Below are 25,244 nucleotides of genomic sequence, written 5' to 3'. Positions count from 1 at the left end.
CGACGTATGGACGCACCGTGACCGGAGTGGAAAGCTCGAATTACCGCGGGCGTCGCAGATGCCGCCTCGGCACGCGGAGTCCGCGTGTCCGCGCCCCCCTCACCACCTCACCGCGCACGAAACCGGGAGGAACGGACATGGGCGACAAGGCGAACGCACACCCCGGGGCCGCCGGCAGGGCCACAGCGGCCGACCACCCCTCATCCGTACGGAACGTGGTGCTGGTCGGCCACAGCGGATCCGGGAAGACCACTCTGGTGGAAGCGCTCGCGCTGGCGGCGGGGGCCGTCAACCGCGCGGGCCGGGTCGAGGACGGCGGGACCGTCTCCGACTACGACGAGATCGAGCACCGGCAGCAGCGCTCCGTACAGCTGTCGCTGGTTCCGGTCGAATGGGGTGGTTTCAAGATCAATATCTTGGACACCCCGGGATACGCCGACTTCGTCGGGGAACTCAGGGCCGGTCTGCGGGCAGCGGACGCGGCCCTTTTCGTCGTCTCGGCCGCGGACGGCGTGGACGGCTCGACCCGGATGGTCTGGGACGAGTGCGCGGCCGTCGGGATGCCGCGGGCGATCGTGGTCACGCACCTGGAGGCGGCCCGCGCCGACTTCGAGGCGATGACCGCCATCTGCGCGGAGGCCTTCGGCGGCGACGACCCCGACGCGGTGCTCCCGCTGTACCTGCCGGTGCACGGCACCGCCGGCCCGGACGGGCACGCGCCGGTGACCGGCCTGATCGGGCTGCTCTCGCAGCGGGTCTTCGACTACGAGTCCGGCGAGCGCAAGGAGACCCAGCCCGACACGGACCAGCTCCCGCTGATCGAGGAGGCCCGCAACCGGCTCATCGAGGGGATCATCGCCGAGAGCGAGGACGAGACCCTCATGGACCGCTACCTCGGCGGCGAGGACATCGATTTCAAGACGTTGGTCGCCGACCTGGAGCGCGCGGTGGCGCGCGGCACCTTCCATCCGGTGCTGGCCGCGGCCCCGGCCGCCGAGGGCGCCAAGCAGGGCCTCGGCACGATCGAGCTGCTCGAACTCGTCACGGGCGGCTTCCCCTCCCCCCTGGAGCGGACCGCGCCGGACATCACGACCCCCCAGGGCGCTCCCCGCCCGGCCCCGGCCTGCGCCGTCGAGGGTCCACTGGTGGCCGAGGTGATCAAGACCTCGTCCGACCCGTACGTGGGCCGGATCAGCCTGGTGCGGGTCTTCTCCGGCACCCTGCGGCCCGACGAGACGGTGCACGTCTCCGGCCACGGCATGGCCGACCGCGGCCACGAGGACCACGACGTCGACGAGCGCATCGGCGCCCTGTCCTCGCCGTTCGGCAAGCAGCAGCGCACGCTGACGAAGTGCGTCGCGGGCGACCTCGCGTGCGTGGCGAAGCTGTCCAGGGCGGAGACCGGCGACACGCTGTCCGCCAAGGACGACCCGCTCCTGATGACTCCCTGGGACATGCCCGACCCGCTCCTCCCGCTGGCCATCGAGGCACACAGCAAGGCCGACGAGGACAAGCTGTCGCAAGGACTCGCGCGGCTGGTGGCCGAGGACCCGACGATGCGCCTGGAACAGAACCCGCACACCCACCAGCTGGTGCTGTGGTGCCTGGGCGAGGCCCACAAGGAGGTCGCCCTGGAGCGGCTGCGCAGCAGGTACGGCGTCCAGGTCGACGTCGTGCCGCACAAGGTGTCGCTGCGCGAGACGTTCGGCGCGAAGGCGGCCGGGCGCGGCCGGCACGTCAAGCAGTCCGGCGGCCACGGCCAGTTCGCGATCTGCGAGATCGACGTGGAGCCGCTGCCCGCGGGCAGCGGCGTCGAGTTCGTGGACAAGGTGGTCGGCGGCTCGGTCCCGCGCCAGTTCATCCCCTCCGTCGAGAAGGGCGTACGGGCCCAGGCGGCGAAGGGCGTGGCGGCCGGGTACCCGCTCGTGGACGTGCGCATCACGCTCCTGGACGGCAAGGCCCACTCGGTGGACTCCTCCGACGCCGCGTTCCAGACCGCGGGCGCGCTCGCGCTGCGCGAGGCCGCCGCCGAGGCCCGCATCCATCTGCTCGAACCGGTCGCCGAGGTCCAGGTCCTGGTCTCCGACGACTACGTGGGCCCGGTCATGAGCGACCTGTCCGGGCGCCGCGGCCGGGTGGTCGGCACCGAACAGGCAGGCCCGGGCCGCACCCTGGTGCGCGCCGAGATCCCGGAGATCGAGATCGGCCGGTACGCCCTCGACCTGAGGTCCCTCTCGCACGGCACCGGACGGTTCAGCCGCAGCTACGCGCGGCACGAGCCGATGCCGCCCCAGCTCGCCGACAAAATTCGCGAACAGGCCGAAGAAGGACGGTAGTTGACAAGTCATCAGAAAGCCGTCCGCCACAATTGCCTTGCGGTGGGCGGCATTCCGATGTCCCCTGACGGGCAGGCTGTGACCCCGATACCCTGTGGTCCCAGCTCAGCAGGTGTGCGGGGTGCGGTGGCCGGGAACAGGCCGCGGAGCGACGGTATGCGGCGATGGGGGCGGCAGTGACGACGGAAGAGCCATTCTTCGACTTCTTGCCCAGGCCGCAGGTGCCGCTCCAGGGCTCCGCGGGCCAGACGGCGGCGACCCAGGCACTGGCCTCGGCCGCGTACCGGGACAGCCCGGTCGAGGACATACTCAAGGCCAACGGCGAATGGCACGAGTCCGAGGTGAAGAAGGGCAAGCTGTCCCTCTTCGAACCCAACCTCGGCGAGGCGTTCTCGCGCGCCGTGCAGTCCCGGATGCTCGGTGCCACCCGCAAGGGCATCATCCAGTCCTTCGGCATCGAGCCGCAGACCGTGGTCGAGCACTGCCTCGCCGCGATCCGCATCCGCAAGGAGCGCGACACCCGGCTCACCCTGGTCATGGTGGTCTTCGGGCTCCTGTTCCTGCCCGGGCTGCTCATCTGGCTCGGCCTGTTCCAGCTGCGCCGCACCCTGGCCGGGGCCAAGGACCGGCGGGCCGGGGCGATCGGCACCATCCTGCTCGCGGCGGCCGGGATCCTGGCCGTGATCTTCCTGATCAAGCTGCCGTTCCAGGGCGTACTCGCCCTCTATCTGCGCGCGATGATCGTGGCCCCGATCATCGGCTGGTACTGGGCGAAGCTCATCTGCGAGAAGACCGCACGCGACCTGCGCTCCCGCTGGGACAGCCTGCTCGGCGGCGGCGGCCTCGGCGCCAAGATCCCCGAGGCGGTCCCCAAGAGCTCGGCGGCGGGCGCCGCAGAGCAACTGCGCCAGTCCCTGGTCAAGCTGGCCGCCGAGGACCAGAGCAACATCGTCTTCTACGCCGGGCCCAAGGGAATACTGGGCATGGGCACCCGGTGGGGCAGCTGGCAGCTCGCCGAGGAACTGGAGCCCAAGGAAGCGGGCAAGGAGATCCACGGCTTCCGCAGCTGGGACGTCATAAAGGCGATCCAGGACCGGCTGCGCCTGCTGGAGCGCGGCCCGCTGCACACCGGCGGCTTCCCCACCCCGTCCATCAGGAACTGGGTGGTCTCGCCCATCGGCGAGGGCGCCAAGGAGGTGTCACGTCCCAGCGGCCAGGACATCGACAACTTCCAGGTGCGCCAGCACGAGATACAGCGGATCTGCAACGAGCAGCAGTTCTCCAGCGGCAACCGGCACTACCTCGGCGTCCAGTTCACGCTCTGGGACGGCCAGTTGGTCATCACCATGATGGTCACCGTCACCGTGCTGCACGAGACGCTGCGGATCGAGGTGACCGGGCACGCGCTCGGTCCGGTGCACGCGCTGTTCACCACCAAGCCCTCGCCCAAGACCAAGGAGGTCGACAAGACCTTCCGGTTCTGGGAGAAGAAGACGGTCGCGCTCCCTCTGGTCGACGCCACCGAGGTGGTGCGCCTGGCCGCGCGGGCTCCGCTGACCTGGTACCCGCCGCTGCTCGACTACCTGGGCGGCAAGATAGCGCTGCCCGAGCCGTTCGGGCTGCGGCACGCCTGGGCCGACAAGCCCTGGCGCCACCGCTTCATGGCCGACGACGCGATGCGGGCCGCCACGCCCGTCCTGCGGGTGGTGCACTCCGCGGCCATGAAGGTGCTCGACGAGCACGGAGTGAACACCGACCGCTTCACCAACCGCTCGATGATCCTCAGCGGCATGGTCCAGGACGCGGCGCCGCGGAAGGCGGACCTGTACGACGCGTGAGGACTAGTCCTCGGGCCAGGCGTCGGCCAGCATCTTGCGGGTGTCCGCGAGGAGTTGGGGCAGCACCTTGGTGTGGCCGACGACCGGCATGAAGTTGGTGTCGCCGCCCCAGCGGGGCACGATGTGCTGGTGCAGATGGGCGGCGATCCCGGCACCGGCCACCGTGCCCTGGTTCATCCCGATGTTGAACCCGTGCGCCCCGGAAGCGGCGCGCAGCGCGGTCATCGCCCGCTTGGTGAGCTCGGCGAGTTCGAGCGTCTCGGCCGCGTCCAGCTCGGTGTAGTCGGCGACGTGCCGGTAGGGCACGACCATGAGGTGGCCGCCGTTGTACGGGTAGAGGTTGAGCACCGCGTACACGTGCTCGCCGCGCTTGATGATCAGCCCGTCCTCGTCCGACTTCGCCGGAATCGAGCAGAACGGACATCCGTCGCCGGACTCCGGTCCCGTCGGCTTGTTCTCGCCCTGGATGTAGGCCATCCGGTGGGGCGTCCACAGGCGCTGGAACGCGTCCTGCGTCCCCACTCCGATCTGCTGCTCCGGCTCAGTCGTCATGGTGTGCAGCATATGACTTCGGCCGTCCGCGGCGTCGGCGGGGTGGCCGGGACGGGACGCGCGAAGGCCCCCGGGAAGCGGGGCTTCCCGGGGGCCCGACGCGTACGGAGGGACTCAGATCTGGGTCCGCTCGGCCACGATCTTCTCGATCTTCGCGATGGCCTCGTCGCGCGGGATGCCGTTCTCCTGCGAGCCGTCGCGGTAGCGGAAGGAGACGGTGCCCGCGTTCATGTCCTCGTCACCGACGATGACCATGAACGGGACCTTCTGCTTCTGCTGGTTGCGGATCTTCTTCTGCATCCGGTCCGAGGAGGCGTCCACCTCGACCCGCAGCCCCTTCTTCCGCGCCTCGGCGGCGAACTCCTGGAGGTAGGGGACGTGGGCGTCGCCGATCGGGATGCCGACCGCCTGGACCGGCGCCAGCCACGCCGGGAAGGCGCCCGCGTAGTGCTCCAGGAGCACCGCGAAGAAGCGCTCGATCGAACCGAACAGGGCACGGTGGATCATGACCGGCTGCTGCTTGGTGCCGTCGGTCGAGGTGTACTCCAGGCCGAACCGCTCGGGCTGGTTGAAGTCGACCTGGATGGTCGACATCTGCCAGGACCGCCCGATCGCGTCCTTGGCCTGCACCGAGATCTTCGGACCGTAGAACGCCGCGCCACCCGGGTCCGGGACCAGCGGAAGGCCCTGCTTCTCGGCCGCCTGCCGCAGCGCGTCGGTGGCCTCCTCCCAGGCCTCGTCGGAGCCGATGAACTTGTCCGACTCGGGGTCGCGGGTGGACAGCTCCAGCTCGAAGTCGTCCAGGCCGTAGTCGCGCAGCAGGTCGAGCACGAAGGTCAGGAGCGAGTCGAGCTCCTGGGGCATCTGCTCCTTGGTGCAGTAGATGTGCGAGTCGTCCTGGGTGAAGCCGCGCGCACGGGTCAGGCCGTGCACCACACCGGACTTCTCGTACCGGTACACCGTGCCGAATTCGAAGAGCCGCAGCGGCAGTTCACGGTAGGAGCGGCCGCGCGCCTTGAAGATCAGGTTGTGCATGGGGCAGTTCATCGCCTTGAGGCGGTAGTTCTGCCCGTCGAACTCCACCGGCGGGAACATGCCCTCGCCGTAGTGCGGCAGGTGCCCCGAGGTGACGAAGAGCTCTTCCTTGGAGATGTGCGGGGTGTTCACGAACTCGTAGTCCGCGTCCTCGTGCTTCTTGCGCGAGTACGCCTCCATCTCCCGCCGGACGATGCCGCCCTTGGGGTGGAAGACCGCGAGGCCGGAGCCCAGCTCCTCCGGGATGGAGAACAGGTCGAGCTCGGCGCCGAGCTTGCGGTGGTCGCGCTTCTCGGCCTCGGCGAGGAAGTCGAGGTGCGCCTTGAGCTCGTCCTTGGTCGGCCAGGCGGTGCCGTAGATGCGCTGCAGCATCGGGTTCTTCTCGCTGCCGCGCCAGTAGGCGCCGCCCGAACGCATCAGCTTGAACGCCGGGATGTTCCGGGTGGTCGGCAGGTGCGGACCGCGGCACAGGTCCTTCCAGCACAGCTCGCCGGTCTTGGCGTCGAGGTTGTCGTAGATGGTCAGCTCGCCGGAGCCGACCTCCGCGTCCGCTCCGTCGGCGGCCTGCGCGGCATTGCCCTTCAGCCCGATGAGCTCCAGCTTGTACGGCTCGTCGGCCAGCTCGACGCGGGCGGCCTCATCGGTGGTGACGCGGCGCGAGAAGCGCTGGCCGCGCTTCTGGATCTCCTGCATCTTCTTCTCGATGGCCTTGAGGTCCTCGGGCGTGAACGGCTTCTCGACGTCGAAGTCGTAGTAGAAGCCGTCCCGGACCGGCGGGCCGATGCCCAGCTTGGCCTCGGGGTGGAGCTCCTGGACGGCCTGGGCCATGACGTGCGCGGTGGAGTGGCGCAGGATGTTGAGGCCGTCCTCGGAGGAGATCTCGACGGGCTCGACCTCCTCGCCGTCCTTCACCTCGTACGCGAGGTCCTTGAGTTCGCCGGCCACGCGGGCCGCGACGATGGTGCGCTCACCGGCGAAGAGCTCGGCGGCCGTAGTGCCCGTCGTCACCACGCGCTCTTCCCGCTCGGAATCGCGTTGGATGATCACACGGACGTCTGACACCGGACTTCTCCTGCCGTAGGGGGGCGCGCAGCGCGTGTCGCGTACGCGAGACGATCCTACCGAGCCGGTGGGGTGGGCCGCGAAACGGATATCGGGCCGCTCAGCCAGCCGTCCCGTCCGGTTCGGCTCCGCAGGCCTCCTCGAAGAAGTCCAGGTTCTCCTGGAGCGACTTCATCAGGCGGTCCCGCTCGGCGTCGTCCACCTGCACCGGCGTCACCTCCCGCGCCTGCGACAGCCGGCGGAACCCTCCCCTGCTCTCCAGCCGCCCCACGACCCGGATCGGCAGCCCGACCAGATGCGCGTGCCCCGCGATGCGGTACGCCTCCTCGTCCAGCTCCATGCGCACGTGCGGCACCTCGGCCCCGGCCAGCACCCGCAGCCGTACGACGCCGCAGCCGCGCGGCCCCGAGCGGCGCAGCCGCACCACGGCGCCGGTGATCCGCACCGGCAGGGACGGCTCGTCGCCCAGGTAGCGGGCGCCGGCCGCGCGCAGCGCCGGCAGGTCGCCGGGCGAGAAGCCGACGGGCTCGGGGCGGGCCGCGCACCCGGCGGGCACCCCGGCGGCCGGGGCCCATTCGAGGCCGACCCGCACCCCTTCGGTGCCGCGCACCAGCGCGACCACGGACTCGGTGAGCTCGCGGCTCACCCCCGCCCGCACGGCCGCGTCGAAGGCCTCCATGCCGCCGGTGGTGCGCTGGTAGTCGACCGCGTCCCGGACCGCGTTGAGCGCCGCGTAGAGGTGGACGACGGCCGGCCGGCCGGACTCCACCGGCACGAACGCGGTGAGCCCGCCACCCGGGCCCGGCTCCACCAGGACCCCCTCCAGCGAGGCGAGGGCCTGCCGGTGGTGGCGCGCCCCGTGGTACCCGGCGGGCCCGCGCACCGCCAGCGCGCCCGCGAGCAGCATCCGGTGGGCGGCGCCGCGCAGGTGTTCCTGCTCGCTCCAGGAGGCGGCGCCGGCCGGCCCCTCGGGCACCTCGCGCCGCCACCGCACCTCGTCACTGGGCACCGCGAGCGAGACGAGCACCTCGCGCGCGGAGGGCGCGGCGCTGTGGGCGAGCGCGGTCAGCGCCTCACCGAGCAGGTCCTCGCTGTCGGGAAAGGCGCGGCTCTCCGGGACCAGCAGGCTCGTGCCGGCGCCGATCGTCCCGGGCGGAGTCCAGCGCGTGTAGCGCCCCGCCGCTCCCCCGCGCCGCCGCCACCCGTGCCGGTGGAGCAGCGCCCCGAGCACCGCCGGATCGGCCTGGCCGGGAACCGGCAGCGTCCCGCCGGTGTCATCGTCCAACCAGCGCATCAGGGTCTCCCTCCCGCCCCGACCCGCGTCATGATCTCGCAGAGCGCGCGGTCGTCGAAGATCCGCGAGGTCGGTATTCGCACCGTGGTCCTGCGCCGGCCGGTCACCGGGTGCCCGGCCAGATTGGTCCAGTAGCAGCAGTGCCGCAGCGCCAGGCGGTCGTGGCCCGCGCGCAGCCACTCGTCCCGGCTCCTCGGCACCAGCATCACGACCAGGATCTTGTGCACCGACACGGGTGTGCGGGCCAGCTTCACCAGGTGGTCGTTGTCCAGCGTGAAGGAGAAGGCCCCGCCCGGCGGATGCGGCGGAATCTGGTACGTGCACTTGAGCTGCACCTTGATCGTCACTTCGTCGTCGACCGTGTGGCCGGGAGCGCTGTGGCTCACGTGCCAGTCGATCCCGTTGTCCGGAAAGGGCTGCGACAGCGAACACCCCGCTGCCGCCGCCACCGCGTGCAGGTAGCCCACCTGAAGGGTCTCCATGCAGGCGGTGGTGGCGAGCGAGCCGCGCAGCGGTGCGATCCGCTCGGGCAGCAGACCGTGCCCGGGCGCGGCCGGATCGGGCTGCGCGAGCGCCATGGCTGTCGTATGCCTTCCGGAACTGTGCCGACTTTCCTCGTGACGGCCCGTCAAACCCCAGTCCCGTCACCAGTGTTGTCTCCGCACTCGGCGCCCCGCAAACGGCGTATGTCGCAAACGGCCCGGGTATCACGGAATCGGGCAGGGGATGCACGCCATCTGCCAGGAGTGCGCGAGGAGTTGAGTAGACATGACGTGCTGGTACGAGGGTCCCCTGGCGGCGTTCGACACGGAGACCACCGGGGTGGACGTCGAGGGGGACCGGATAGTTTCGGCCGCGGTGGTGGTCCAGGACGGTCCGGGCGCCCGGCCGCGGTCGACGCGCTGGCTGGTCAATCCGGGCATATCCGTCCCGGAGGGCGCCACCGCCGTCCACGGTCTGACCGATGAGCACCTCCGGCTGAACGGGCGCTGGCCGGCGCCGGTGATGGACGAGATCGCGAAGGCGCTGGCCGAGCAGTGCGCGGCGGGCCGCCCGCTGGTCATCATGAACGCGCCGTTCGACCTGACGCTGCTGGACCGGGAGTTGAAGCGCCACCGCGCCGCGGGCCTGGCCCACTACCTCGGGCAGAACCCGCTGCGGGTGCTGGACCCGCGGGTCCTGGACAAGCACCTGGACCGCTACCGCAAGGGCCGCCGCACCCTCACCGACCTGTGCGAGCACTACGGCGTGACGCTGGAGGGCGCCCACGACGCGGCCGCCGACGCGCTGGCCGCCCTGGAGGTCGTACGGGCCGTGGGGCGCAGGTTCGCGGGGCGTCTGGAGCGGCTCACGCCCACCGAGTTGCACACGCTCCAGGCGACCTGGCACGCGGCCCAGGCGCGCGGCCTGCAGGCGTGGTTCGCCCGGCAGGGCACCCCGGAGCTGGTGGACACGGCGTGGCCCCTGCGCCCCGAACTCCCGGCGGCGGCCTGAGCGTTGCCGACGGCTTCGACACGGCACCGACAGCAAGAAGGCCGGTCCGTCAATGACGGACCGGCCTTTCCCGGTGGGCGATACTGGGTTCGAACCAGTGACCTCTTCGGTGTGAACGAAGCGCTCTCCCACTGAGCTAATCGCCCGGGAACGCACTGAACAATACAGGCCCCGGCGCCCACCTTTCAAACCGCCTTCAGATGACGGGCCAGACCGCGCCTCCCGGACCTCATCATCAGCGCGTGGTTGGCCCGGAACATCGGGCGGCCGGGCACCGCGAGCCATCGCATCAGCGGCTTGCGCACCTCAACCTCCTGCTCGTACACGGCCCGCGTGCCACGGCCGTGCGCGGCCAGCGTCCAGCGCGCCCATCCTTCGAGATCGCCGCTCAGCGCGACTTCGAGCACCAGGGCCCGAGGATCGCGCCGCCGTTCGCGGCCGGTCACGAACAGGTCGTACGGGACGAGCGAGCGGAGCCGGCTCGTGGCGGTGTGCTCGTCGACGGAGGTGACCTCGCGGACCTCGCGCCACCAGCGGGGGTACTCCTCGGCGCGCTCCAGGACCGCGTACACGGCGGCGGGCGACCGGGGCAGCTCCCAGACGCTGCGGAAGCGGTAGCGGCACCAGTCCATGCCGCCAGTGTGCTGGCACGGGGCGCCGTCGCGGGGCCTGGGGGCCGCCGGAACGCCGAAGGCCCCGGAGATCGAGATGATCTCCGGGGCCTTCGGTCCGGGTGGGCGATACTGGGTTCGAACCAGTGACCTCTTCGGTGTGAACGAAGCGCTCTCCCACTGAGCTAATCGCCCGGGCGCACCGCAAACATTACCGCATGTCAGCGGGGCCTTTGACCAGGCCGGGTCACTCGTCGACCCGCCACGGCGCCACGAGGCCGAACTGCCACGCGTAGCCGCCGACGAGCACGGCGACGACGGCCAGAGCGATCACGGTCAAAGCGATGTTGCGGCGCCGCACCCTGGGGTCGAGCGCCCTGTGCGCGGCCTCGGTGACCTTCCGCCGTGTCCAGCGGAGCACGAGCTGGGCCCATACGAATTCGGTCGCCCAGATCGCCATGCCGCCGAAGATCACCAGCCAGCCGGGGCCCGGCAGCGGCAGCATCACCACTCCTGCGGCCACGACGGCGAGCCCCACCACGAAAACACCGACCTGCCAGCTCAGATGCAGCGGCCTGGACGCCTTGACGAAGGCCGGCGCACGCGAGCCGAGACCCGCCGCGGGCCGTTCGTCACTCCCCGTATCCATGCGCCCCAACCTACCGGACCGGTGTCTCGAAACGGGTTCACCGAAATGGACCTATAACCCAAAGTAATAGTCGGCCGTACGAGCTACGTGAACGCCCGCAAAACGGTCAGAGGGGTTTACAACGGCACCGTAGGTGGCATGTCGATTTCGCCGACGTGCGAATCCCCGAGCGCACACTGAGCGAAAGGCCCTGGCGCTTATGAACACCACGGTCAGCTGCGAGCTGCACCTGCGCCTCGTTGTGTCGAGCGAGTCCTCACTGCCTGTACCCGCGGGCCTGCGGTATGACACGGCCGATCCCTATGCCGTGCACGCCACCTTCCACACCGGAGCCGAGGAGACCGTCGAGTGGGTCTTCGCCCGCGACCTCCTCGCCGAGGGCCTGCACCGGCCCACCGGAACCGGCGACGTCAGAGTCTGGCCGTCACGCAGTCACGGCCAGGGTGTCGTCTGTATCGCCCTGAGCTCGCCGGAAGGAGAAGCCCTGCTCGAAGCCCCGGCGCGGGCCCTGGAGTCGTTCCTGAAACGGACCGACGCCGCGGTGCCGCCCGGCACCGAGCATCGTCACTTCGATCTCGACACGGAACTCTCGCACATCCTGGCCGAGAACAACTGAGGCCAGGAAGAGAGCCGCACGGCGCCGTCCGACTCGGGGCGACGGCGCCGCGCGGACAACCACATAACGGCAGTCATCGGCGCCGTCCCCCACGAAAGCCGTCGTGGGGGACGGCGCCGGTGCGCCGCGGGGGCGAGCCGCTAGAGTCGGCCAGCATCGACGGGCGCCCGCCCGCGGCAGGCCAGGGAGCGAATCGTGCTGATCCCTCACGACACCAGGATCGCCCTCGACATGGTGGTCGATCTGGTGAACACGGCACCGGAAAGCGAGGCGACCGACCGCCTCGCGGACGTGGACGCGCTGTACCGCTTCGTGCAGGACCACAGCGTGAGCGGGGTGGAGCGGCTCTCCACCGGTGACCTCCTGGGTGTCCAGGGGGTGCGCGGCCGGTTCGCCGAGATCTTCGCGGCGCCCGACGCCCGCACCGCCGCCGAGCTCGTCAACCAGCTGGTCGCCGCCGCGGGCACCACCCCCCAGCTGACCGACCACGACGGCTACGACTGGCACGTGCACTACTTCGCGCCCGGCGCCTCGGTGGCCGACCACCTGGCCGCGGACGGCGGCATGGCCCTGGCCTTCATCGTCGTCACCGGCGAGCAGGAACGCCTTCGCAGATGCGAGGCGCCGGACTGCGGGCGGGCCTTCGTGGACCTCTCCCGCAACCGCTCCCGCCGCTACTGCGACAGCCGCACCTGCGGGAACCGGCTGCACGTGGCGGCGTACCGGGCCCGGCGCAAGGAAGCCGCGGGCTGAACGCGCGCAGGGCGCTCACAGCAGGAAGAGATCGTGCACGGCCGCCATGAGCAAGAGGCAGCCGATCACCCCCAGGAAAATCATCAGGGGTGGCTGGGAGAGCGCGAAGAGACAGCCCCGCGCCTGCGGATCGGGCGCGTCCGGCTTGTCGGTCGGTGCAGGGGTGGAGCCCTGGGAAGTGTCCAGCATCTCGGGGCGATGATGACCCAGCCGGACCGCATGGGTATACCAACACTCCCATAAGCAGCGGGAGTTCACCCAATCTTGTAGCGTGCGGCGCGACTCCCGCGCGGGGTGCCCGCGCCCCCGCGCGCCCGTGGCCGCGGCCTCAGATGCCGTGCTTCTTCAGGATGGCCTCGATGTCGCTGAAGTCCTCGCCCGCGGCGGGCCCGGCCTTGGCCGCGGGCCGGGCGGCGGGCGTACGGCCCGCACCGAGTGAGGGCGCGGACGCGGTGGGTGCCACCGCCTCGCGCTGGGCGGCGGCCGCGGCCCTGCGTTCCTTGCGGGTGCCGCCGCGGCGCCGCTCGACGGCCCGCGTCGTCATGAACAGCAGCCAGGCGACCCCGAGCAGCCCGAAACCGAGCCACACGCTGGGCTTGAAGACGATGCCGGACACCCACTGCACGACGCCCGTCATGACAAGGCCCACGGGGACCAGCGCGTAGGCGGCGACGCGCGCGGCCGTGAGGAAGCGCCTGCGGTACGCCGTGACGGCGGCGATGCCCAGTCCGGCCGCGGAAACGGCGGAGCAGACGGTCTCGGCAAGCATCCGGTTCCTCCAGGCCTGGGGGGTATGGCTTCTTCCATCCTGCACCGGAACCCGCCGCGCGGGCCATGCCCGGCCACGACCTCAGGGAGATCTCCGGGGCGGCCTCCTCCCCAGGTCCCGGTAGCTGGGAGACTGGACCCCATGAGCGACACCACCCCCGGCAGCGCCGCCTCCCCCGTCGTCCTCGACGTGTGGTGCGAGCTGCAGTGCCCCGACTGCCACAGCGCCCTCGACGACATCCGCGCCCTGCGCGCCCGCTACGGCGACCGTCTCGACATCCGGCTGCGGCACTTCCCGCTGGAGAAGCACAAGCACGCCTTCGCCGCCGCCCAGGCCGCCGAGGAGGCCTTCGAGCAGGGTCAGGGCTGGCCGTACGTGGAGGCCGTGCTCGGCCGCACCGAGCGGCTCGCCGAGCGGGGCGAGTCCGTCCTGGTGGAGACGGCGGCCGAACTCGCCCTGGACACCGAGGAGTTCGAGACCGCCCTCATCGACGGGCGGCACATGCTGATCGTCGACGCCGACCAGGCCGAGGGCAAGGCGATCGGCGTGAGCGGCACACCGACGTACGTCATCGGCGACGAGCGCCTCGACGGCGGCAGGAGCCAGGAGGGGCTGCGCGCCCGCATCGAGGAGATCGCGGACCGGCTGCTGGCCGCCTAGCTCACAGCAGGTGCTTGTAGAGGTGGTACTGGGTGACCCGGTGGCCCATCGACTCGTACAGGCGAAGCGCCGGGGTGTTGCCCGTGACGACGTGCAGCCCCAGCGTGTCCATCCCGTCGGCGAGCGCGGCGCCTTCGGCGAGCAGCATGAGTGAGCGGCCGTGGCCCCGGCCGCGGTGCTCCTCGGCGACCTGGACGTCGAAGACGTACGAGCCCTCCCCGGGCGCCGCGAGCCGGGCCACCCACACGCTGCCGACCACGCTCCCCCGGTCCTCCAGGACCAGGAGGCGGGTCCCGGCGGTGGCGACGCCGTCCGGCAGCAGGGCGTGGTGCTCCGTCGCCGACTTGGCCCGGGCCGCCTCCTCGGGCACGCCCTGCTCGATCCAGCTGCGCGCGTAGCTCTCCACCGCCGCGGCGCGCCACCGCTCGAACTCGTCCTCGCTCATGGGCCGGCCGCTCACCCCGGCGGGCAGCTCCGGTGCGGTGGCGGGGAGCCGCTTGACCATGTTCCGGCTGCGCTCCTGGTAGCCGAGGGCTGCGGCCATCCGCAGCGCCGCCTCCGCGTCGGCGGGGAGCGAGAGGCGGACCTGGCCGCAGCCCCAGCCGCGCAGCACCTCCTCGGCGGCGAGCGCGGCCACGGTGCCGCGCCCGCGGCCCCGGTCGGCCTCGTCGATCCCGAGCTCCTCGATGCGGCCCACGGCGGGGCCGAACGAGGCGTCGGTGGCGATCCGGATCCGTCCGACGCGTCGGCTGTTCACACACACGTCGTACGTTCGCGACTTGGCGCCGTCGGCGCCCTGCTGGAGCGGCTCGGTCGGCCGAATGGTGGTGGTCATCAAGGCCGTTGTACCGGTCGCGGGGCCACCCGTCACCAGCATTACGGGTCGAGATCCGATCCGGCCCGCTCGTCGAAGATCCGCATGGCCTTCGTGGTGACCGGGCCGGGCGCCGTGCTCAACTGCCGCCCGTCGACCCGGTGCACGGCCTGGACGTCGCGCAGCGTGGAGGTCAGGAAGATCTCCTCGGCGCTCTCCAGGACGTCCAGGGGAAGGACCGTCTCGTGGGCGCCGGTCCACTCGATCGCCAGTGCGCGGGTGATCCCGCCCAGGCAGCCGGAGGCGAGCGGCGGGGTGTGCAGCCGGCCGTCGACGACCACGAAGACGTTGGAGCCGGTGCCCTCGCAGAGCTGCCCCGCGGTGTTCGCGAAGAGGGCCTCCGAGGCACCCGCCGCGTGCGCCCGGGCCAGGGCGACGACGTTCTCCGCGTACGACGTGGTCTTCAGGCCGGCCACGGCGCTGTGCTCGTTGCGGGTCCACGGGACGGTGATCACCGCGGTGGTGTCGGGCCTGCGGGCGCTCTCGCCGAGCGCGACGACCAGGGTGGGCCCGGCGTCCCCCCGGTCGGAGCCGAGCGGCGAGAGGCCGCCGGTGTAGGTGATCCGCAGCCGGCCGAGCGCCACGGGGTTCGCGGCCAGGACGGCCGCGCAGGCGCGCCGCACCTCGTCGAGGTCGGGGTCGGGCAGCCCGAGCCCGCGGGCCGAGCGGGTCAGCCGGTCGAGGTGGCGGGTGAGCGCGAAGGTGCTTCCGGCGGTCGCCTTCACCGTCTCGAAGACTCCGTCGCCCACGGTGAGCCCGTGGTCGAGGACGGACACCTGCGCGGCATCGGCGTCCCGCAGTGCGCCATTGACCCAGATCTGCATTTACGCGGTCCTTCCACTGTGCCCGCTGTGGGCATGTTCGCCCGACGCTACCGCCAGGAGACGCGAGGCCTTCAGCTCGGTCTCCGCCCACTCCCGCTCGGGGTCGGAGCCCCAGGTGATCCCCGCTCCGGTGCCGAAGCGCAGCACACCGCGCGCCCGGTCCACCCAGAAGGTCCGTATGCCGACAGCGAGCTCGGCGGTGCCCCGGTCGGCGTCGACCCAGCCGATGCCGCCGCAGTAGGGGCCGCGCGGCGCGGTCTCCAGGGCCTCGATGATCCGCAGGGCGCTGGACTTCGGCGCCCCGGTGACGGAGCCCGGCGGGAAGGTGGCCGCGAGCAGGTCCCGCCACCCGGCGCCCTCACGCAGTTCGCCGCGCACCGTCGAGACGAGGTGGACGAGGCCGGGGTGCGCCTCGACCGCGCACAGCTCGGGCACGCTCACCGAGCCGGTGGCGCAGACCCGCCCCATGTCGTTGCGGACGAGGTCGACGATCATCACGTTCTCGGCGTGGTCCTTCTCCAGGAGATCGGCCGCGGTCCGCCCGGTCCCCTTGATGGGCCCGGACTCCACGGTGCGCCCCGTGCGGCGCAGGAAGAGCTCGGGCGAGGCGGTGGCGATCCCCACCCCGTGCGCGGGCAGCCGAATCGTTCCTGCGTAGGGCGCCGGGTTGCCGCGGGCGAGCAGCGCGGTCAGCGCGTCCACGTCGGCCGCGGCGGGGTCGGGCAGCGGCGCGGTCAGCACCCGGCAGAGGTTCGCCTGGTAGACCTCGCCGGCCGCGATGTACTCCCGGATGCGGCGCACCCCGGCCGTGTACGCGGCGCGGTCGAGGGAGGACGTCCAGTCGTGGGCGGCCGGGCCGCGCCAGGCGCCGGGCACGGGCTCGGGGACCGGCGCGGTGCGGACGTCCGCGAAGCGGGCGCAGACGAGGCGGCCCTCGAAGTCGGCGGAGACGGCCCAGAAGCCGGTGGAGTCGAGGGCCTCGGGGTCGCTGGTGACATCACGCAGGTCCGAGGCGACGAGCCGGCCGAAGCGGGCCAGAGGAGCGAGGTCGTGCACGGTTGCGAGTCTAGAGCCGGTGCAGGTGGGGTGCCCCTGAGTGACCTGGAGGCGAACACCCGGCCGCACCCCGGCAGGGGTCCGGACCAGGCGCAACGCAGCACGCTGCACAAACGCGTTTTTGTACTGGCCCCGGAATCCGCTAGAGTTCAACACGTCGCCGGGACGCGCAAGCGAAACGGAAACGACAAGCGGACGTGGCTCAGTTGGTAGAGCATCACCTTGCCAAGGTGAGGGTCGCGAGTTCGAATCTCGTCGTCCGCTCGATGTGGGGGATCTTCCCGACCCCTCATATGCACTCCTGGTGGAGTGGCCGAGAGGCGAGGCAACGGCCTGCAAAGCCGTCTACACGGGTTCAAATCCCGTCTCCACCTCCAAGCGCGATTAGCTCAGCGGGAGAGCGCTTCCCTGACACGGAAGAGGTCACTGGTTCAATCCCAGTATCGCGCACGCAGTAACACGAAGTAACCGGTCCCGTAGGGTGTGGGACCGTCCCGCGCGATTAGCTCAGCGGGAGAGCGCTTCCCTGACACGGAAGAGGTCACTGGTTCAATCCCAGTATCGCGCACGCAGTAACACGAAGTAACCGGTCCGGTAAGGTGTGGGACCGTCCCGCGCGATTAGCTCAGCGGGAGAGCGCTTCCCTGACACGGAAGAGGTCACTGGTTCAATCCCAGTATCGCGCACCACCCGAAACCCCCGGCCTTCTCGAAGGCCGGGGGTTCCGTCGTTCCGTACGGGCAGACCGCGCGCGCCCGGAGCTCTGGCTCCGGCAGGGGTGCACCTGCCTCGCCGGGGCCGAACGGCCGCGTCCGGACGGCCAGTTGCGACCCGGGGCCAAAAAGGCGTTGCCCGATCGGCTCCCCAGCCGATCGGGCAACGCCTTTTACTGCCGTCCGCCGCACCCCCGTCCCCACGGGGCTGTAATGGCCGGATGTCCCCGACCCGGTCCGCTCTACCGGGTCCGGGGCGCCGCTCAGCGCCCCAGCATCACGCCCACGGACGACGCCTGTGTGACCACCGCGTCCCAGCCGCCGAAGACGACTACGAGCAGGGCCGCCAGAGGGAGGACCATGGCCGTCGCCACCAAGGGGTGGCGCGGGCCGGAAGGGCGGGCACCGAACGCGGCGCCGTAGGCCCTGCGTCCCCGCGTGCGGATGATCGTCCGCGCGGCCGTGTCCGCCATGGTCCTCTCCTGTTCGCTCATGGAACCGGTCGACAGCGGCGGGTGTCTGACCTCGGGGGACGAGTGCACCACCCGCCGCTTGTCTTCAACAGTAGGGATCCGCGCGGCGGCGGACGTCATGCCCTCGTACCTATCTGCTGGCCTCCCAGGGGATGAGCCGTCACCCCCTCGCCTACTCCCCTGGGTGGAGACCGGCCCCCTACGCCTTGGGGTCTTCCCGGAGGGGTCGACTCTGGGCACGGGCCTCCGTCTCCCCCGCGTCCTCCCTGGGGACGGGCTGCTCCACCAGGGCGAGCACCCGGGTGGCCATGAAGCGGGCCGTGCGCACGACGGTGCCGCTGCGCGTGACTTCGCTCACTTCCACCACCCCGCGACGGACCGCCGTTTCCACCCTGCGCCCCGCCCTGCTGGCCACCACTTCGTACGTCCGCGTCGTGTCCCCCGCGTCCACCACTATCTCCACGCGGTCACCCTTCATAGATCCAAACCCCCTTCTGCGACGGACCGTTGAGATCTCGCACGGGTCAGCGGCCCTGGATCCACGGGCTGCTGACCACTCTTCAAGTTTCCCACCCGGCACTGACAATCGGCCGGGCCGCGAGGGCGCGGCCTATGAGCACACCGGGCGACGGGTACGTAAGCTGTGCCACGTCAACAGGACTGGCAGCGGGGATGAAAATGGCGATGATGCGGCTCCGGCGCGAGGACCCGCGTGTCGTCGGCTCGTTCAGGCTCCACCGGCGGCTCGGCGCGGGCGGCATGGGGGTCGTGTACCTCGGCTCCGACCGGCGTGGGCAGCGGGTGGCGCTGAAGGTGATCCGGCCCGACCTCGCCGAGGACCAGGAGTTCCGGTCCCGGTTCGCGCGCGAGGTCTCGGCCGCGCGGCGCATCCGGGGTGGTTGCACGGCCCGGCTGGTCGCCGCCGACCTGGAGGCCGAGCGGCCCTGGTTCGCGACCCAGTACGTGCCCGGCCCCTCGCTGCACGACAAGGTCGCCGAGGAGGGTCCGCTGGCGGCCGCCGACACCGCCGCCATCGGGGCCGCGCTGTCCGAGGGGCTCGTGGCGGTGCACGAGGCGGGGGTCGTCCACCGGGACCTCAAGCCGTCCAACATCCTGCTGTCCCCGAAGGGGCCCAGGATCATCGACTTCGGGATCGCCTGGGCCACCGGCGCCTCGACGCTCACGCACGTCGGCACCGCCGTCGGCTCCCCCGGCTTCCTCGCCCCCGAGCAGGTGCGCGGCGCCGCCGTCACCCCGGCCACCGACGTCTTCTCGCTCGGCGCCACGCTGGCGTACGCCGCGATGGGCGACTCGCCCTTCGGGCACGGCAGTTCCGAGGTGATGCTCTACCGCGTGGTGCACGAGGAGGCACAGCTGCGCGGGGTCCCGGACGCGCTGGCGCCGCTCGTGCGGGCGTGCCTCGCGAAGGACCCGGAGGAGAGGCCCAGCACGCTCCAGCTGTCGATGCGGCTCAAGGAGATCGCCGCCCGGGAGGCCCAGGGCGGTCTGCACGGGCAGGGCGCGGACGTACGGCCGCCGGCCCAGCGCGAGCGCGTCGAGGTCGAGCGGCCCACGGGGCGGCTCGACGACCGCACCCAGCGGTACACGGAGGCGGGGCGGGGTACCGGTTCCTCCCCGGGGCCCCGGTCCGGGGCCCGTACGGGTCCGGGCTCGGCGCCGCGCACGGGGGGTTCGCGTCCCGGCGGGTCGCGCGGCACCCCCTCCCGTTCCGGCGGGCGTCCGGGCACGCGGCCCGGGGCGCGCACCCTGGGCGGGCTGCGGCCCGCCAACCCCCGGCTGCTGCGGCAGCGGCTCACCGTGTTCGTGCTGGTCACGCTGATCGTTCTGCTGGGGATCGCCGCGGTCAAGCAGTTCTGAGGGCCCTGCCGGGAGCCTGTTTCCGGTGGGACTCGCCACGGCTGGTCGCGCCCGCGCGGCGGAGCCGCACGAGGTCACCGCCCCGCGCTCCCCGGGCCAGGGGCGCGGGGCCGGGCTTCAGGTGGTCGGGCGGCCCGTGGCCACCGCGTAGAAGGCGACCGCCGCCGCCGCGCCCACGTTCAGCGAGTCGACGCCGTGGGCCATCGGGATGCGCACCCATTCGTCGGCGGCGACCAGTGCCTGGGTGGAGAGGCCGTCGCCCTCCGCGCCCAGCATGAGGGCCACCTTGTCGAGTCTGTGCGGGGCGGCCTCCTCGATGCTGGAGGCCTTCTCGTCAGGGGTGAGGGCCAGCAACCGGTAGCCCGCCTCGCGGACCGTCTCCAGGCCCTTGGGCCAGGACTCCAGGCGGGCGTACGGGACCGAGAAGACCGCGCCCATGGAGACCTTCACCGAGCGGCGGTACAGCGGGTCGGCGCAGTCCGGGGAGAGCAGGACCGCGTCCATGCCGAGGGCGGCCGCGCTGCGGAAGATCGCGCCGATGTTGGTGTGGTCGTTGACCGCCTCCATGACCACCACCCGGCGGGCGGTGGTGAGGAGTTCCTCGGCGGCCGGGAGCGGCTTGCGCTGCATGGAGGCGAGCGCCCCGCGGTGCACGTGGTAGCCGGTGACACGTTCGGCGAGGTCCGGGCTGACCGCGTACACGGGCGCCGGGAGCTCGTCGATGACGTCCCGCATGACGTCGACCCACTTGGCCGAAAGGAGCATCGAGCGCATCTCGTACCCGGCGTCCTTGGCCCGTCTGATGACCTTCTCGCCCTCGGCGATGAAGAGGCCCTCGGCGGGTTCGCGGCGGCGCCGCAGTTCCACGTCGGTCAGGCCGGTGTAGTCGCGCAGGCGGGGGTCGTCGGGGTCCTCGACGGTGATGAGATCGGCCACAGGGTGATACTGCCTTGTCGTGGGTGTGGTGCCAACGGCTGGGACGGAGATCCGTTACCGGTGGTTACGGGCGGGAGTTCACGGCGACGACGTCGCCGATGACGATGACGGCCGGGGGCTTCACTTCCTCGGCGCGGGCGGCCTCGCCGACGCTCCCCAGCGTCGCGTCCACGCGGCGCTGGGCCGCGGTGGTGCCTTCCTGGACGAGTGCGACCGGCGTCGCCGGGTCCTTGCCGTGCGTGACGAGGGCCTCGGCGATGGCGCCGATCTTGTCGACGCCCATCAGGATCACCAGGGTGCCGCGCAGCCGCGCCAGCGACTCCCAGTCGACCAGGGAGCGCGGGTCGTCCGGCGCCACATGGCCGCTGACCACGGTGAACTCATGGGCCACGCCCCGGTGCGTGACCGGGATGCCGACCGCGCCCGGCACCGAGATGGAGCTGGAGATGCCCGGCACCACCGTGCAGGTGACCCCGGCGTCGGCGAGCGCCTGGAGTTCCTCCATGCCGCGCCCGAACACATACGGGTCACCGCCCTTGAGCCGGACCACCGCCTTGCCCGCCTTGGCGTGCTCGATCAGCGCGTTGTTGATGGCCTCCTGCGCCATGAAGCGGCCGTACGGGATCTTCGCGGCGTCGATGACCTCGACGTGCGGGGGGAGTTCGTCCAGGAGGTCGCGGGGGCCGAGCCGGTCGGCGATGACCACGTCCGCCTCGGCGAGCAGCCTGCGGCCGCGCACGGTGATCAGGTCGGGGTCGCCGGGCCCGCCGCCGACCAGCGCGACCCCCGGGGCGCGGGTGCGCTGCTGCGGAGCCACGAGGGTGCCGTCGCGCAGGCCCTCCACGATCGCGTCGCGGATCGCCGCGGAGCGGCGCGGGTCGGGGGTGTCGGTGGTGAGGACGGCGACCGTGACGCCCTCGGAGCGGCCGGTGGCCGGGGTCCAGGCGGTGGCGGCGGTCGCGTCGTCGGAGCGGACGCACCAGACGCGGGAGCGCTCGGCCTCGGCGGAGATGCGCGCGTTGGCCTCGGTGTCGGCCGTGGCGACCAGGGCGTACCAGGCGTCCGCGAGGTCGCCGTCCTGGAAGCGGCGGCGCTCCCAGCGGATCTCGCCCGCGTCCGCCATCGCCTCGACGGAAGGAGTGGCGCTCGGGGAGACCAGGGTGACGTCCGCCCCGGCGGCGATCAGAGCCGGCAGGCGGCGCTGGGCGACCTGGCCGCCGCCGACGACGACGACGCGGCGGCCGGTGAGGCGGAGGCCTACGGGGTACGCGGGGTGTTCGACCATGGCGGCGGTGCTCCTCGGGCGGAGTGGCGTGCGGTGAGCCGCTGCGGCGGTGAAGCGGCTGGTGGGAGGGGGTACGCGGTCCCGCGGACAGCCTAAGGGGCGCGCGGGTGCTGTGGCACGAGCGGGGGCCGGGGTCGCTGACCCCGGCCCCCGCTCGTGCGTACGGGCTACTTCTCGGTGACGCCCGCCGAGTCGAACGTCGCGACCTCGTGCATCGCGCGGGCCGCGCTCTGCACCACCGGCAGGGCGAGCAGGGCGCCGGTGCCCTCGCCGAGGCGGAGGTCCAGGTCGACCAGCGGACGCAGCCCCAGCTTGTTCAGCGCCGCCACGTGACCGGGCTCGGCGCTGCGGTGGCCCGCGATGCAGGCGGAGAGCACCTCGGGGGCGATCGCGCGGGCGACCAGGGCGGCCGCTCCCGTGCTGACGCCGTCGAGGATCACCGGCGTACGCAAGGAGGCGCCGCCGAGCAGGAAGCCGACCAGGGCCGCGTGCTCCAGGCCGCCGACCGCGGCGAGGACGCCGATGGGGTCGGCCGGGTCCGGCTGGTGCAGTTCGAGGGCGCGGCGCACGACGTCGACCTTGCGGGCGTGCGTCTCGTCGTTGATGCCGGTGCCGCGGCCGGTGACCTCGGCCGGGTCGACGCCCGTGTAGAGGGAGATGAGCGCGGCCGACACCGTGGTGTTGGCGATGCCCATCTCGCCCGTCAGGAGCGCCTTGTTGCCCGCCGCCACCAGGTCGCGGGCGGTCTCGATGCCCACCTCGATGGCCGCGACGGCCTCCTCGCGGGTCATCGCGGGGCCGGTCGTCATGTCACCGGTGCCCGCGCGCACCTTGCGGGGCAACAGGCCCGGAGTGGCCGGGAGTTCGGAGGCGACGCCCACGTCGATGACGCAGACCTCGGCGCCCACCTGGTTGGCGAACGCGTTGCAGACCGCCCCGCCGCCGAGGAAGTTGGCGACCATCTGGCCGGTGACTTCCTGGGGCCAGGGGGTGACGCCCTGGGCGTGCACCCCGTGGTCACCGGCGAAGATCGCCACCGCGGCGGGCTCCGGGATCGGCGGCGGGCACTTGCGGGACAGACCGGACAGCTGCGCGGAGATGATCTCCAGCATGCCGAGCGCGCCCGCGGGCTTGGTCATCCGCTTCTGGCGCTCCCAGGCCTCGCCGAGCGCCTTGGCGTCCAGCGGGCGGATGCCCGCGACGGTCTCCTCCAGGAGGTCGTGCGGGTCCTCGCCGGGCAGCGCGCGGCGGCCGTACGTCTCCTCGTGGACGACCCAGGACAGGGGGCGGCGCTTGGACCAGCCCGCCTGCATCAGCTCCGGCTCCTCCGGGAACTCGTCGACGTAGCCGACACAGAGGTAGGCGACGACTTCGAGGTGTTCGGGCAGGCCGAGGGCGCGCACCATCTCGCGCTCGTCGAAGAAGGAGACCCAGCCGACGCCGAGGCCCTCGGCGCGGGCGGCGAGCCACAGGTTCTCGACGGCGAGCGCCGAGGAGTAGGGCGCCATCTGCGGCTGGGTGTAGCGGCCGAGGGTGTGCCGGCCGCCGCGGGTCGGGTCCGCGGTGACCACGATGTTGACCGGGGTTTCGAGGATGGCCTCGATCTTCAGTTCCTTGAACTGCTTGGCCCGGCCCTTGGGCAGCGACTTGGCGTAGGCCTCGCGCTGGCGCTGGGCGAGTTCGTGCATGGTGCGACGGGTCTCGGCGGACCGGATGACCACGAAGTCCCAGGGCTGCGAATGGCCGACGGAGGGCGCGGTGTGGGCCGCCTCCAGGACGCGCAGCAGCACCTCGTGCGGGATGGGGTCGCCGCGGAAGCCGTTGCGGATGTCGCGGCGCTCGCGCATGACGCGCAGGACGGCCTCGCGCTCGGCGTCGTCGTAGGCGGGGGCGGCGGGCGCCTGCTCGGGCGCCTCGATGACCTCGGCGAGCTCCTCGGCCGCGGCGGACGCCTCGGGCCCGGCCGCGGGTTCCGGGGCGGTGGGCCGCTGCGCGGCGATCACTTCGAGGGGCTCCTCGGCCACGGGCGCCTCGTCGTCCTGCGCGGTCCGCGGCGCCTCCTCGGTGACCGGGGCCTCGGCGGCGACGTGCTGCTCCTGCTGCGGTACGAGCACGGGCTCGGCCGCCTGGACCGGCTCGGCCACCGGCGCTGCGGAGGCGGGCTCCGCGACGTCCGCCCGCGGCGCGGCCTGCTCCTCGGGAGCGGGCTGCGGTACGGGAACGGCGACATGCGTGGTCGCCTGGCCGGGCGCCGCGACGGCCGGGCCGTCCTCGGGCGCGGCGGCCTGGGCGGGCACCGGCTCCGGGGCCGCCGGCTGGGCGGGCGCCGCCTCGGCGACGGGCTCGGCCACGACCGGCTCGGCCGCCACGGGCTCGGCGGCCACCGGTTCGACGACCGGACCGGCGGGCTCGGCCTGTGCGACCGGCTCCGCCTGGGCCACCTGAGGGGCGGGCTGGGCGGCGGGGGCCACGGGCTCTGCGGCGGCCGGAGCGACGGGCTCGGGTGCCGGGGCCAGCGGTTCGGCGGCCTGCTGCGGCACGTCCTGCGCCCGGGGCGCTTGCGGAACGGACGCCTCCGGCACGGATGCGGGCTGCGCGGGTGCGGCCTGGGCGGGTGCGGGCGCGAGGTGGGGGCCGGTCGGCACCGAGCCCTCGACCGGCACGAACTGGCCCACCGGCTGCGGCGGTCCGGCCTGCTGCTGGGCGTGCGGCGCCGCCTGCTGGGCGACGAGCTGGTCCACGAGCAGGGCGGGCCGCTCCGGCCGCGCCGCGGGCACGGCCGACTGTTCGGCGGCCTGGGGCTGAGCGGCCGGAACGGACGCCTGGACCGCGAACTCCTCCGGGACGACCGTTTCTGCAGGGGGCATGGGTGTGTTGAGGGACGCGTGGGGCGCTGTGCGCTGCTGAGGCGTCCATGCCATGCCGGGCTGGGGCGGAAGCTCGCCGAGGTGGGGAGCGGGCTGCTGCGCCGCGGGCTCCTCACGCGGCACGTCCAGGTACTCCGGCCCGGTGGTCGGCGGACCCTGGGTGCGCGTCGGCATCGGGTTCGCGGGGGTTCCGGCAGGGCCGCGGTCGGCGAGGGAACGGACGACTCCGGCGGAGGCGTCCGGCACCTGCGGGCCGAGGTGGAGCGGGCGGCGGGGCGGCGGACCGGCCGGCGCCGAGGACGCCTGCGGGGCCCGTACGCCACCGAGCTCGACGGAGCCGGTGTCGCGGCCGCCGGTCTCGTGCGCGCCCGGCTCGACCGGGCCGGGAGCCGGAGGCACCTGGGCCGCGGCGGGGGCGGGCGCCGACTGCGGGTCGATCCAGGCGCCCTGGGCGCCCGGCATCAGGAGCAGATCGTCGTCGTCCGCGCCGTTCTCGGAGGGGTCGAGGAAGGTGTAGGCGCCGGGAGCGGGGACGCCCGGCTGTTCCACCATGCCTGCGTTCTCCGGCAGTCCCTCGCCCGGGACCTGGCCGGTGTCAGTCATGCGTACCCCTCGCCCATCTGTAGTGCTCCTTCGGCCTGCGCCCGGGGCCGCACACGCTGGACGCGT

General features: G+C 72.4%; 23 protein-coding genes and 7 tRNA genes. 12 read left to right on the top strand and 18 right to left on the bottom strand.

Annotated elements, in window-relative coordinates:
* The first annotated feature begins 137 nt into the window (after positions 1 to 137).
* Positions 138 to 2,336, top strand: coding sequence for an elongation factor G-like protein EF-G2 (locus tag DT019_RS18825; protein ID WP_114038004.1), 2,199 nt, complete (start codon positions 138 to 140; stop codon positions 2,334 to 2,336).
* 164 nt (positions 2,337 to 2,500) lie between these two features.
* Positions 2,501 to 4,174: a hypothetical protein gene (locus DT019_RS18820; protein ID WP_114038003.1), complete on the top strand. Its 1,674-nt coding sequence runs from the start codon at positions 2,501 to 2,503 to the stop codon at positions 4,172 to 4,174.
* 3 nt (positions 4,175 to 4,177) lie between these two features.
* Here the strand turns inward: DT019_RS18820 and DT019_RS18815 are convergent, their stop codons facing one another.
* The 4 genes from DT019_RS18815 to DT019_RS18800 all read right to left on the bottom strand — a co-directional run bounded on the left by DT019_RS18815 (position 4,178) and on the right by DT019_RS18800 (position 8,695).
* Positions 4,178 to 4,738 carry an HIT family protein gene (locus tag DT019_RS18815; RefSeq protein WP_114038002.1) on the bottom strand — a complete coding sequence of 187 codons (561 nt, stop codon included), beginning with the start codon at positions 4,736 to 4,738 and terminating at the stop codon, positions 4,178 to 4,180.
* Positions 4,739 to 4,840: 102 nt separating this feature from the next.
* A complete protein-coding gene (thrS, locus tag DT019_RS18810; protein ID WP_189389729.1) occupies positions 4,841 to 6,808 on the bottom strand; it encodes a threonine--tRNA ligase in 1,968 nt (655 codons plus the stop codon).
* A gap of 115 nt (positions 6,809 to 6,923) precedes the next feature.
* Complete coding sequence (locus DT019_RS18805; protein ID WP_114038000.1) at positions 6,924 to 8,117, bottom strand: hypothetical protein; 1,194 nt, start codon at positions 8,115 to 8,117, stop codon at positions 6,924 to 6,926.
* The gene (locus tag DT019_RS18800) at positions 8,117 to 8,695 is read right to left on the bottom strand and encodes a DUF4365 domain-containing protein (protein ID WP_114037999.1); all 579 of its coding nucleotides are present in this window, start codon (positions 8,693 to 8,695) and stop codon (positions 8,117 to 8,119) included. The genes DT019_RS18805 and DT019_RS18800 overlap by 1 nt, the downstream gene beginning before the upstream one ends.
* 190 nt (positions 8,696 to 8,885) lie before the next feature.
* Between DT019_RS18800 and DT019_RS18795 the strand changes: the two genes are divergently transcribed.
* On the top strand, positions 8,886 to 9,611 hold the full coding sequence (locus DT019_RS18795; protein WP_114037998.1) for a 3'-5' exonuclease: 726 nt from the start codon (positions 8,886 to 8,888) through the stop codon (positions 9,609 to 9,611).
* Positions 9,612 to 9,685: 74 nt separating this feature from the next.
* On the opposite strand, the gene DT019_RS18790 is transcribed toward DT019_RS18795, so the two are convergent.
* The 4 genes from DT019_RS18790 to DT019_RS18775 form a co-directional block, all read right to left on the bottom strand.
* Positions 9,686 to 9,757: transfer RNA gene (locus tag DT019_RS18790), tRNA-Val, on the bottom strand.
* A gap of 39 nt (positions 9,758 to 9,796) precedes the next feature.
* A complete protein-coding gene (locus DT019_RS18785) occupies positions 9,797 to 10,243 on the bottom strand; it encodes an SRPBCC family protein (protein WP_114037997.1) in 447 nt (148 codons plus the stop codon).
* Positions 10,244 to 10,345: 102 nt separating this feature from the next.
* Positions 10,346 to 10,417, bottom strand: a tRNA-Val gene (locus tag DT019_RS18780).
* Positions 10,418 to 10,469: 52 nt separating this feature from the next.
* Positions 10,470 to 10,871 carry a TIGR02611 family protein gene (locus DT019_RS18775; protein WP_114037996.1) on the bottom strand — a complete coding sequence of 134 codons (402 nt, stop codon included), beginning with the start codon at positions 10,869 to 10,871 and terminating at the stop codon, positions 10,470 to 10,472.
* Positions 10,872 to 11,070: 199 nt separating this feature from the next.
* Between DT019_RS18775 and DT019_RS18770 the strand changes: the two genes are divergently transcribed.
* Positions 11,071 to 11,487, top strand: coding sequence for an SsgA family sporulation/cell division regulator (locus tag DT019_RS18770; protein ID WP_053723613.1), 417 nt, complete (start codon positions 11,071 to 11,073; stop codon positions 11,485 to 11,487).
* A gap of 195 nt (positions 11,488 to 11,682) precedes the next feature.
* The gene (locus tag DT019_RS18765) at positions 11,683 to 12,240 is read left to right on the top strand and encodes a CGNR zinc finger domain-containing protein (RefSeq protein WP_114037995.1); all 558 of its coding nucleotides are present in this window, start codon (positions 11,683 to 11,685) and stop codon (positions 12,238 to 12,240) included.
* 15 nt (positions 12,241 to 12,255) lie between these two features.
* Here the strand turns inward: DT019_RS18765 and DT019_RS39630 are convergent, their stop codons facing one another.
* Both DT019_RS39630 and DT019_RS18760 read right to left on the bottom strand, forming a co-directional pair.
* Entirely contained in the window at positions 12,256 to 12,429 is a 174-nt protein-coding gene (locus DT019_RS39630; RefSeq protein ID WP_189389718.1) for a hypothetical protein, read from the bottom strand.
* A 139-nt stretch (positions 12,430 to 12,568) separates the two neighbouring features.
* The gene (locus DT019_RS18760; protein WP_114037994.1) at positions 12,569 to 13,009 is read right to left on the bottom strand and encodes a hypothetical protein; all 441 of its coding nucleotides are present in this window, start codon (positions 13,007 to 13,009) and stop codon (positions 12,569 to 12,571) included.
* A gap of 141 nt (positions 13,010 to 13,150) precedes the next feature.
* Here DT019_RS18760 and DT019_RS18755 point away from each other — a divergent pair, with 141 nt between their 5' ends.
* Positions 13,151 to 13,669 carry a DsbA family protein gene (locus DT019_RS18755; RefSeq protein ID WP_114037993.1) on the top strand — a complete coding sequence of 173 codons (519 nt, stop codon included), beginning with the start codon at positions 13,151 to 13,153 and terminating at the stop codon, positions 13,667 to 13,669.
* A 1-nt stretch (position 13,670) separates the two neighbouring features.
* On the opposite strand, the gene DT019_RS18750 is transcribed toward DT019_RS18755, so the two are convergent.
* From DT019_RS18750 to DT019_RS18740, 3 genes are read right to left on the bottom strand one after another with little or no spacing between them, the layout of a single operon-like run.
* On the bottom strand, positions 13,671 to 14,504 hold the full coding sequence (locus tag DT019_RS18750; protein ID WP_114038149.1) for a GNAT family N-acetyltransferase: 834 nt from the start codon (positions 14,502 to 14,504) through the stop codon (positions 13,671 to 13,673).
* Between the two features lie 41 nt (positions 14,505 to 14,545).
* Complete coding sequence (locus tag DT019_RS18745; protein ID WP_114037992.1) at positions 14,546 to 15,367, bottom strand: aminotransferase class IV; 822 nt, start codon at positions 15,365 to 15,367, stop codon at positions 14,546 to 14,548.
* Positions 15,368 to 16,423: a chorismate-binding protein gene (locus tag DT019_RS18740; RefSeq protein WP_189389717.1), complete on the bottom strand. Its 1,056-nt coding sequence runs from the start codon at positions 16,421 to 16,423 to the stop codon at positions 15,368 to 15,370.
* 191 nt (positions 16,424 to 16,614) lie between these two features.
* Here DT019_RS18740 and DT019_RS18735 point away from each other — a divergent pair.
* The 5 genes from DT019_RS18735 to DT019_RS18715 all read left to right on the top strand — a co-directional run bounded on the left by DT019_RS18735 (position 16,615) and on the right by DT019_RS18715 (position 17,112).
* Positions 16,615 to 16,687, top strand: a tRNA-Gly gene (locus DT019_RS18735).
* 39 nt (positions 16,688 to 16,726) lie between these two features.
* Positions 16,727 to 16,800 (top strand) — tRNA-Cys (locus DT019_RS18730).
* Position 16,801: 1 nt separating this feature from the next.
* Positions 16,802 to 16,873, top strand: a tRNA-Val gene (locus tag DT019_RS18725).
* Positions 16,874 to 16,919: 46 nt separating this feature from the next.
* Positions 16,920 to 16,991: transfer RNA gene (locus tag DT019_RS18720), tRNA-Val, on the top strand.
* Positions 16,992 to 17,037: 46 nt separating this feature from the next.
* Positions 17,038 to 17,112 (top strand) — tRNA-Val (locus tag DT019_RS18715).
* A gap of 287 nt (positions 17,113 to 17,399) precedes the next feature.
* On the opposite strand, the gene DT019_RS18710 is transcribed toward DT019_RS18715, so the two are convergent.
* Positions 17,400 to 17,609: a hypothetical protein gene (locus DT019_RS18710; RefSeq protein WP_114038148.1), complete on the bottom strand. Its 210-nt coding sequence runs from the start codon at positions 17,607 to 17,609 to the stop codon at positions 17,400 to 17,402.
* Between the two features lie 199 nt (positions 17,610 to 17,808).
* A complete protein-coding gene (locus DT019_RS18705) occupies positions 17,809 to 18,087 on the bottom strand; it encodes a hypothetical protein (protein WP_114037990.1) in 279 nt (92 codons plus the stop codon).
* Positions 18,088 to 18,281: 194 nt separating this feature from the next.
* Here DT019_RS18705 and DT019_RS18700 point away from each other — a divergent pair, with 194 nt between their 5' ends.
* A complete protein-coding gene (locus DT019_RS18700; RefSeq protein WP_114037989.1) occupies positions 18,282 to 19,487 on the top strand; it encodes a serine/threonine-protein kinase in 1,206 nt (401 codons plus the stop codon).
* Between the two features lie 117 nt (positions 19,488 to 19,604).
* Here the strand turns inward: DT019_RS18700 and DT019_RS18695 are convergent, their stop codons facing one another.
* From DT019_RS18695 to cobT, 3 genes are all read right to left on the bottom strand, one after another.
* The gene (locus DT019_RS18695) at positions 19,605 to 20,423 is read right to left on the bottom strand and encodes a TrmH family RNA methyltransferase (protein WP_114037988.1); all 819 of its coding nucleotides are present in this window, start codon (positions 20,421 to 20,423) and stop codon (positions 19,605 to 19,607) included.
* A 64-nt stretch (positions 20,424 to 20,487) separates the two neighbouring features.
* Positions 20,488 to 21,708: a uroporphyrinogen-III C-methyltransferase gene (cobA, locus tag DT019_RS18690; RefSeq protein ID WP_114037987.1), complete on the bottom strand. Its 1,221-nt coding sequence runs from the start codon at positions 21,706 to 21,708 to the stop codon at positions 20,488 to 20,490.
* Between the two features lie 167 nt (positions 21,709 to 21,875).
* On the bottom strand, positions 21,876 to 25,178 hold the full coding sequence (cobT, locus tag DT019_RS18685; RefSeq protein WP_114037986.1) for a nicotinate-nucleotide--dimethylbenzimidazole phosphoribosyltransferase: 3,303 nt from the start codon (positions 25,176 to 25,178) through the stop codon (positions 21,876 to 21,878).
* Between the last annotated feature and the right edge of the window lie 66 nt (positions 25,179 to 25,244).

Source organism: Streptomyces sp. SDr-06 (assembly GCF_003324565.1).
GTDB lineage: Bacteria > Actinomycetota > Actinomycetes > Streptomycetales > Streptomycetaceae > Streptomyces.
This window is presented reverse-complemented; position numbering and strand designations above follow the sequence as displayed.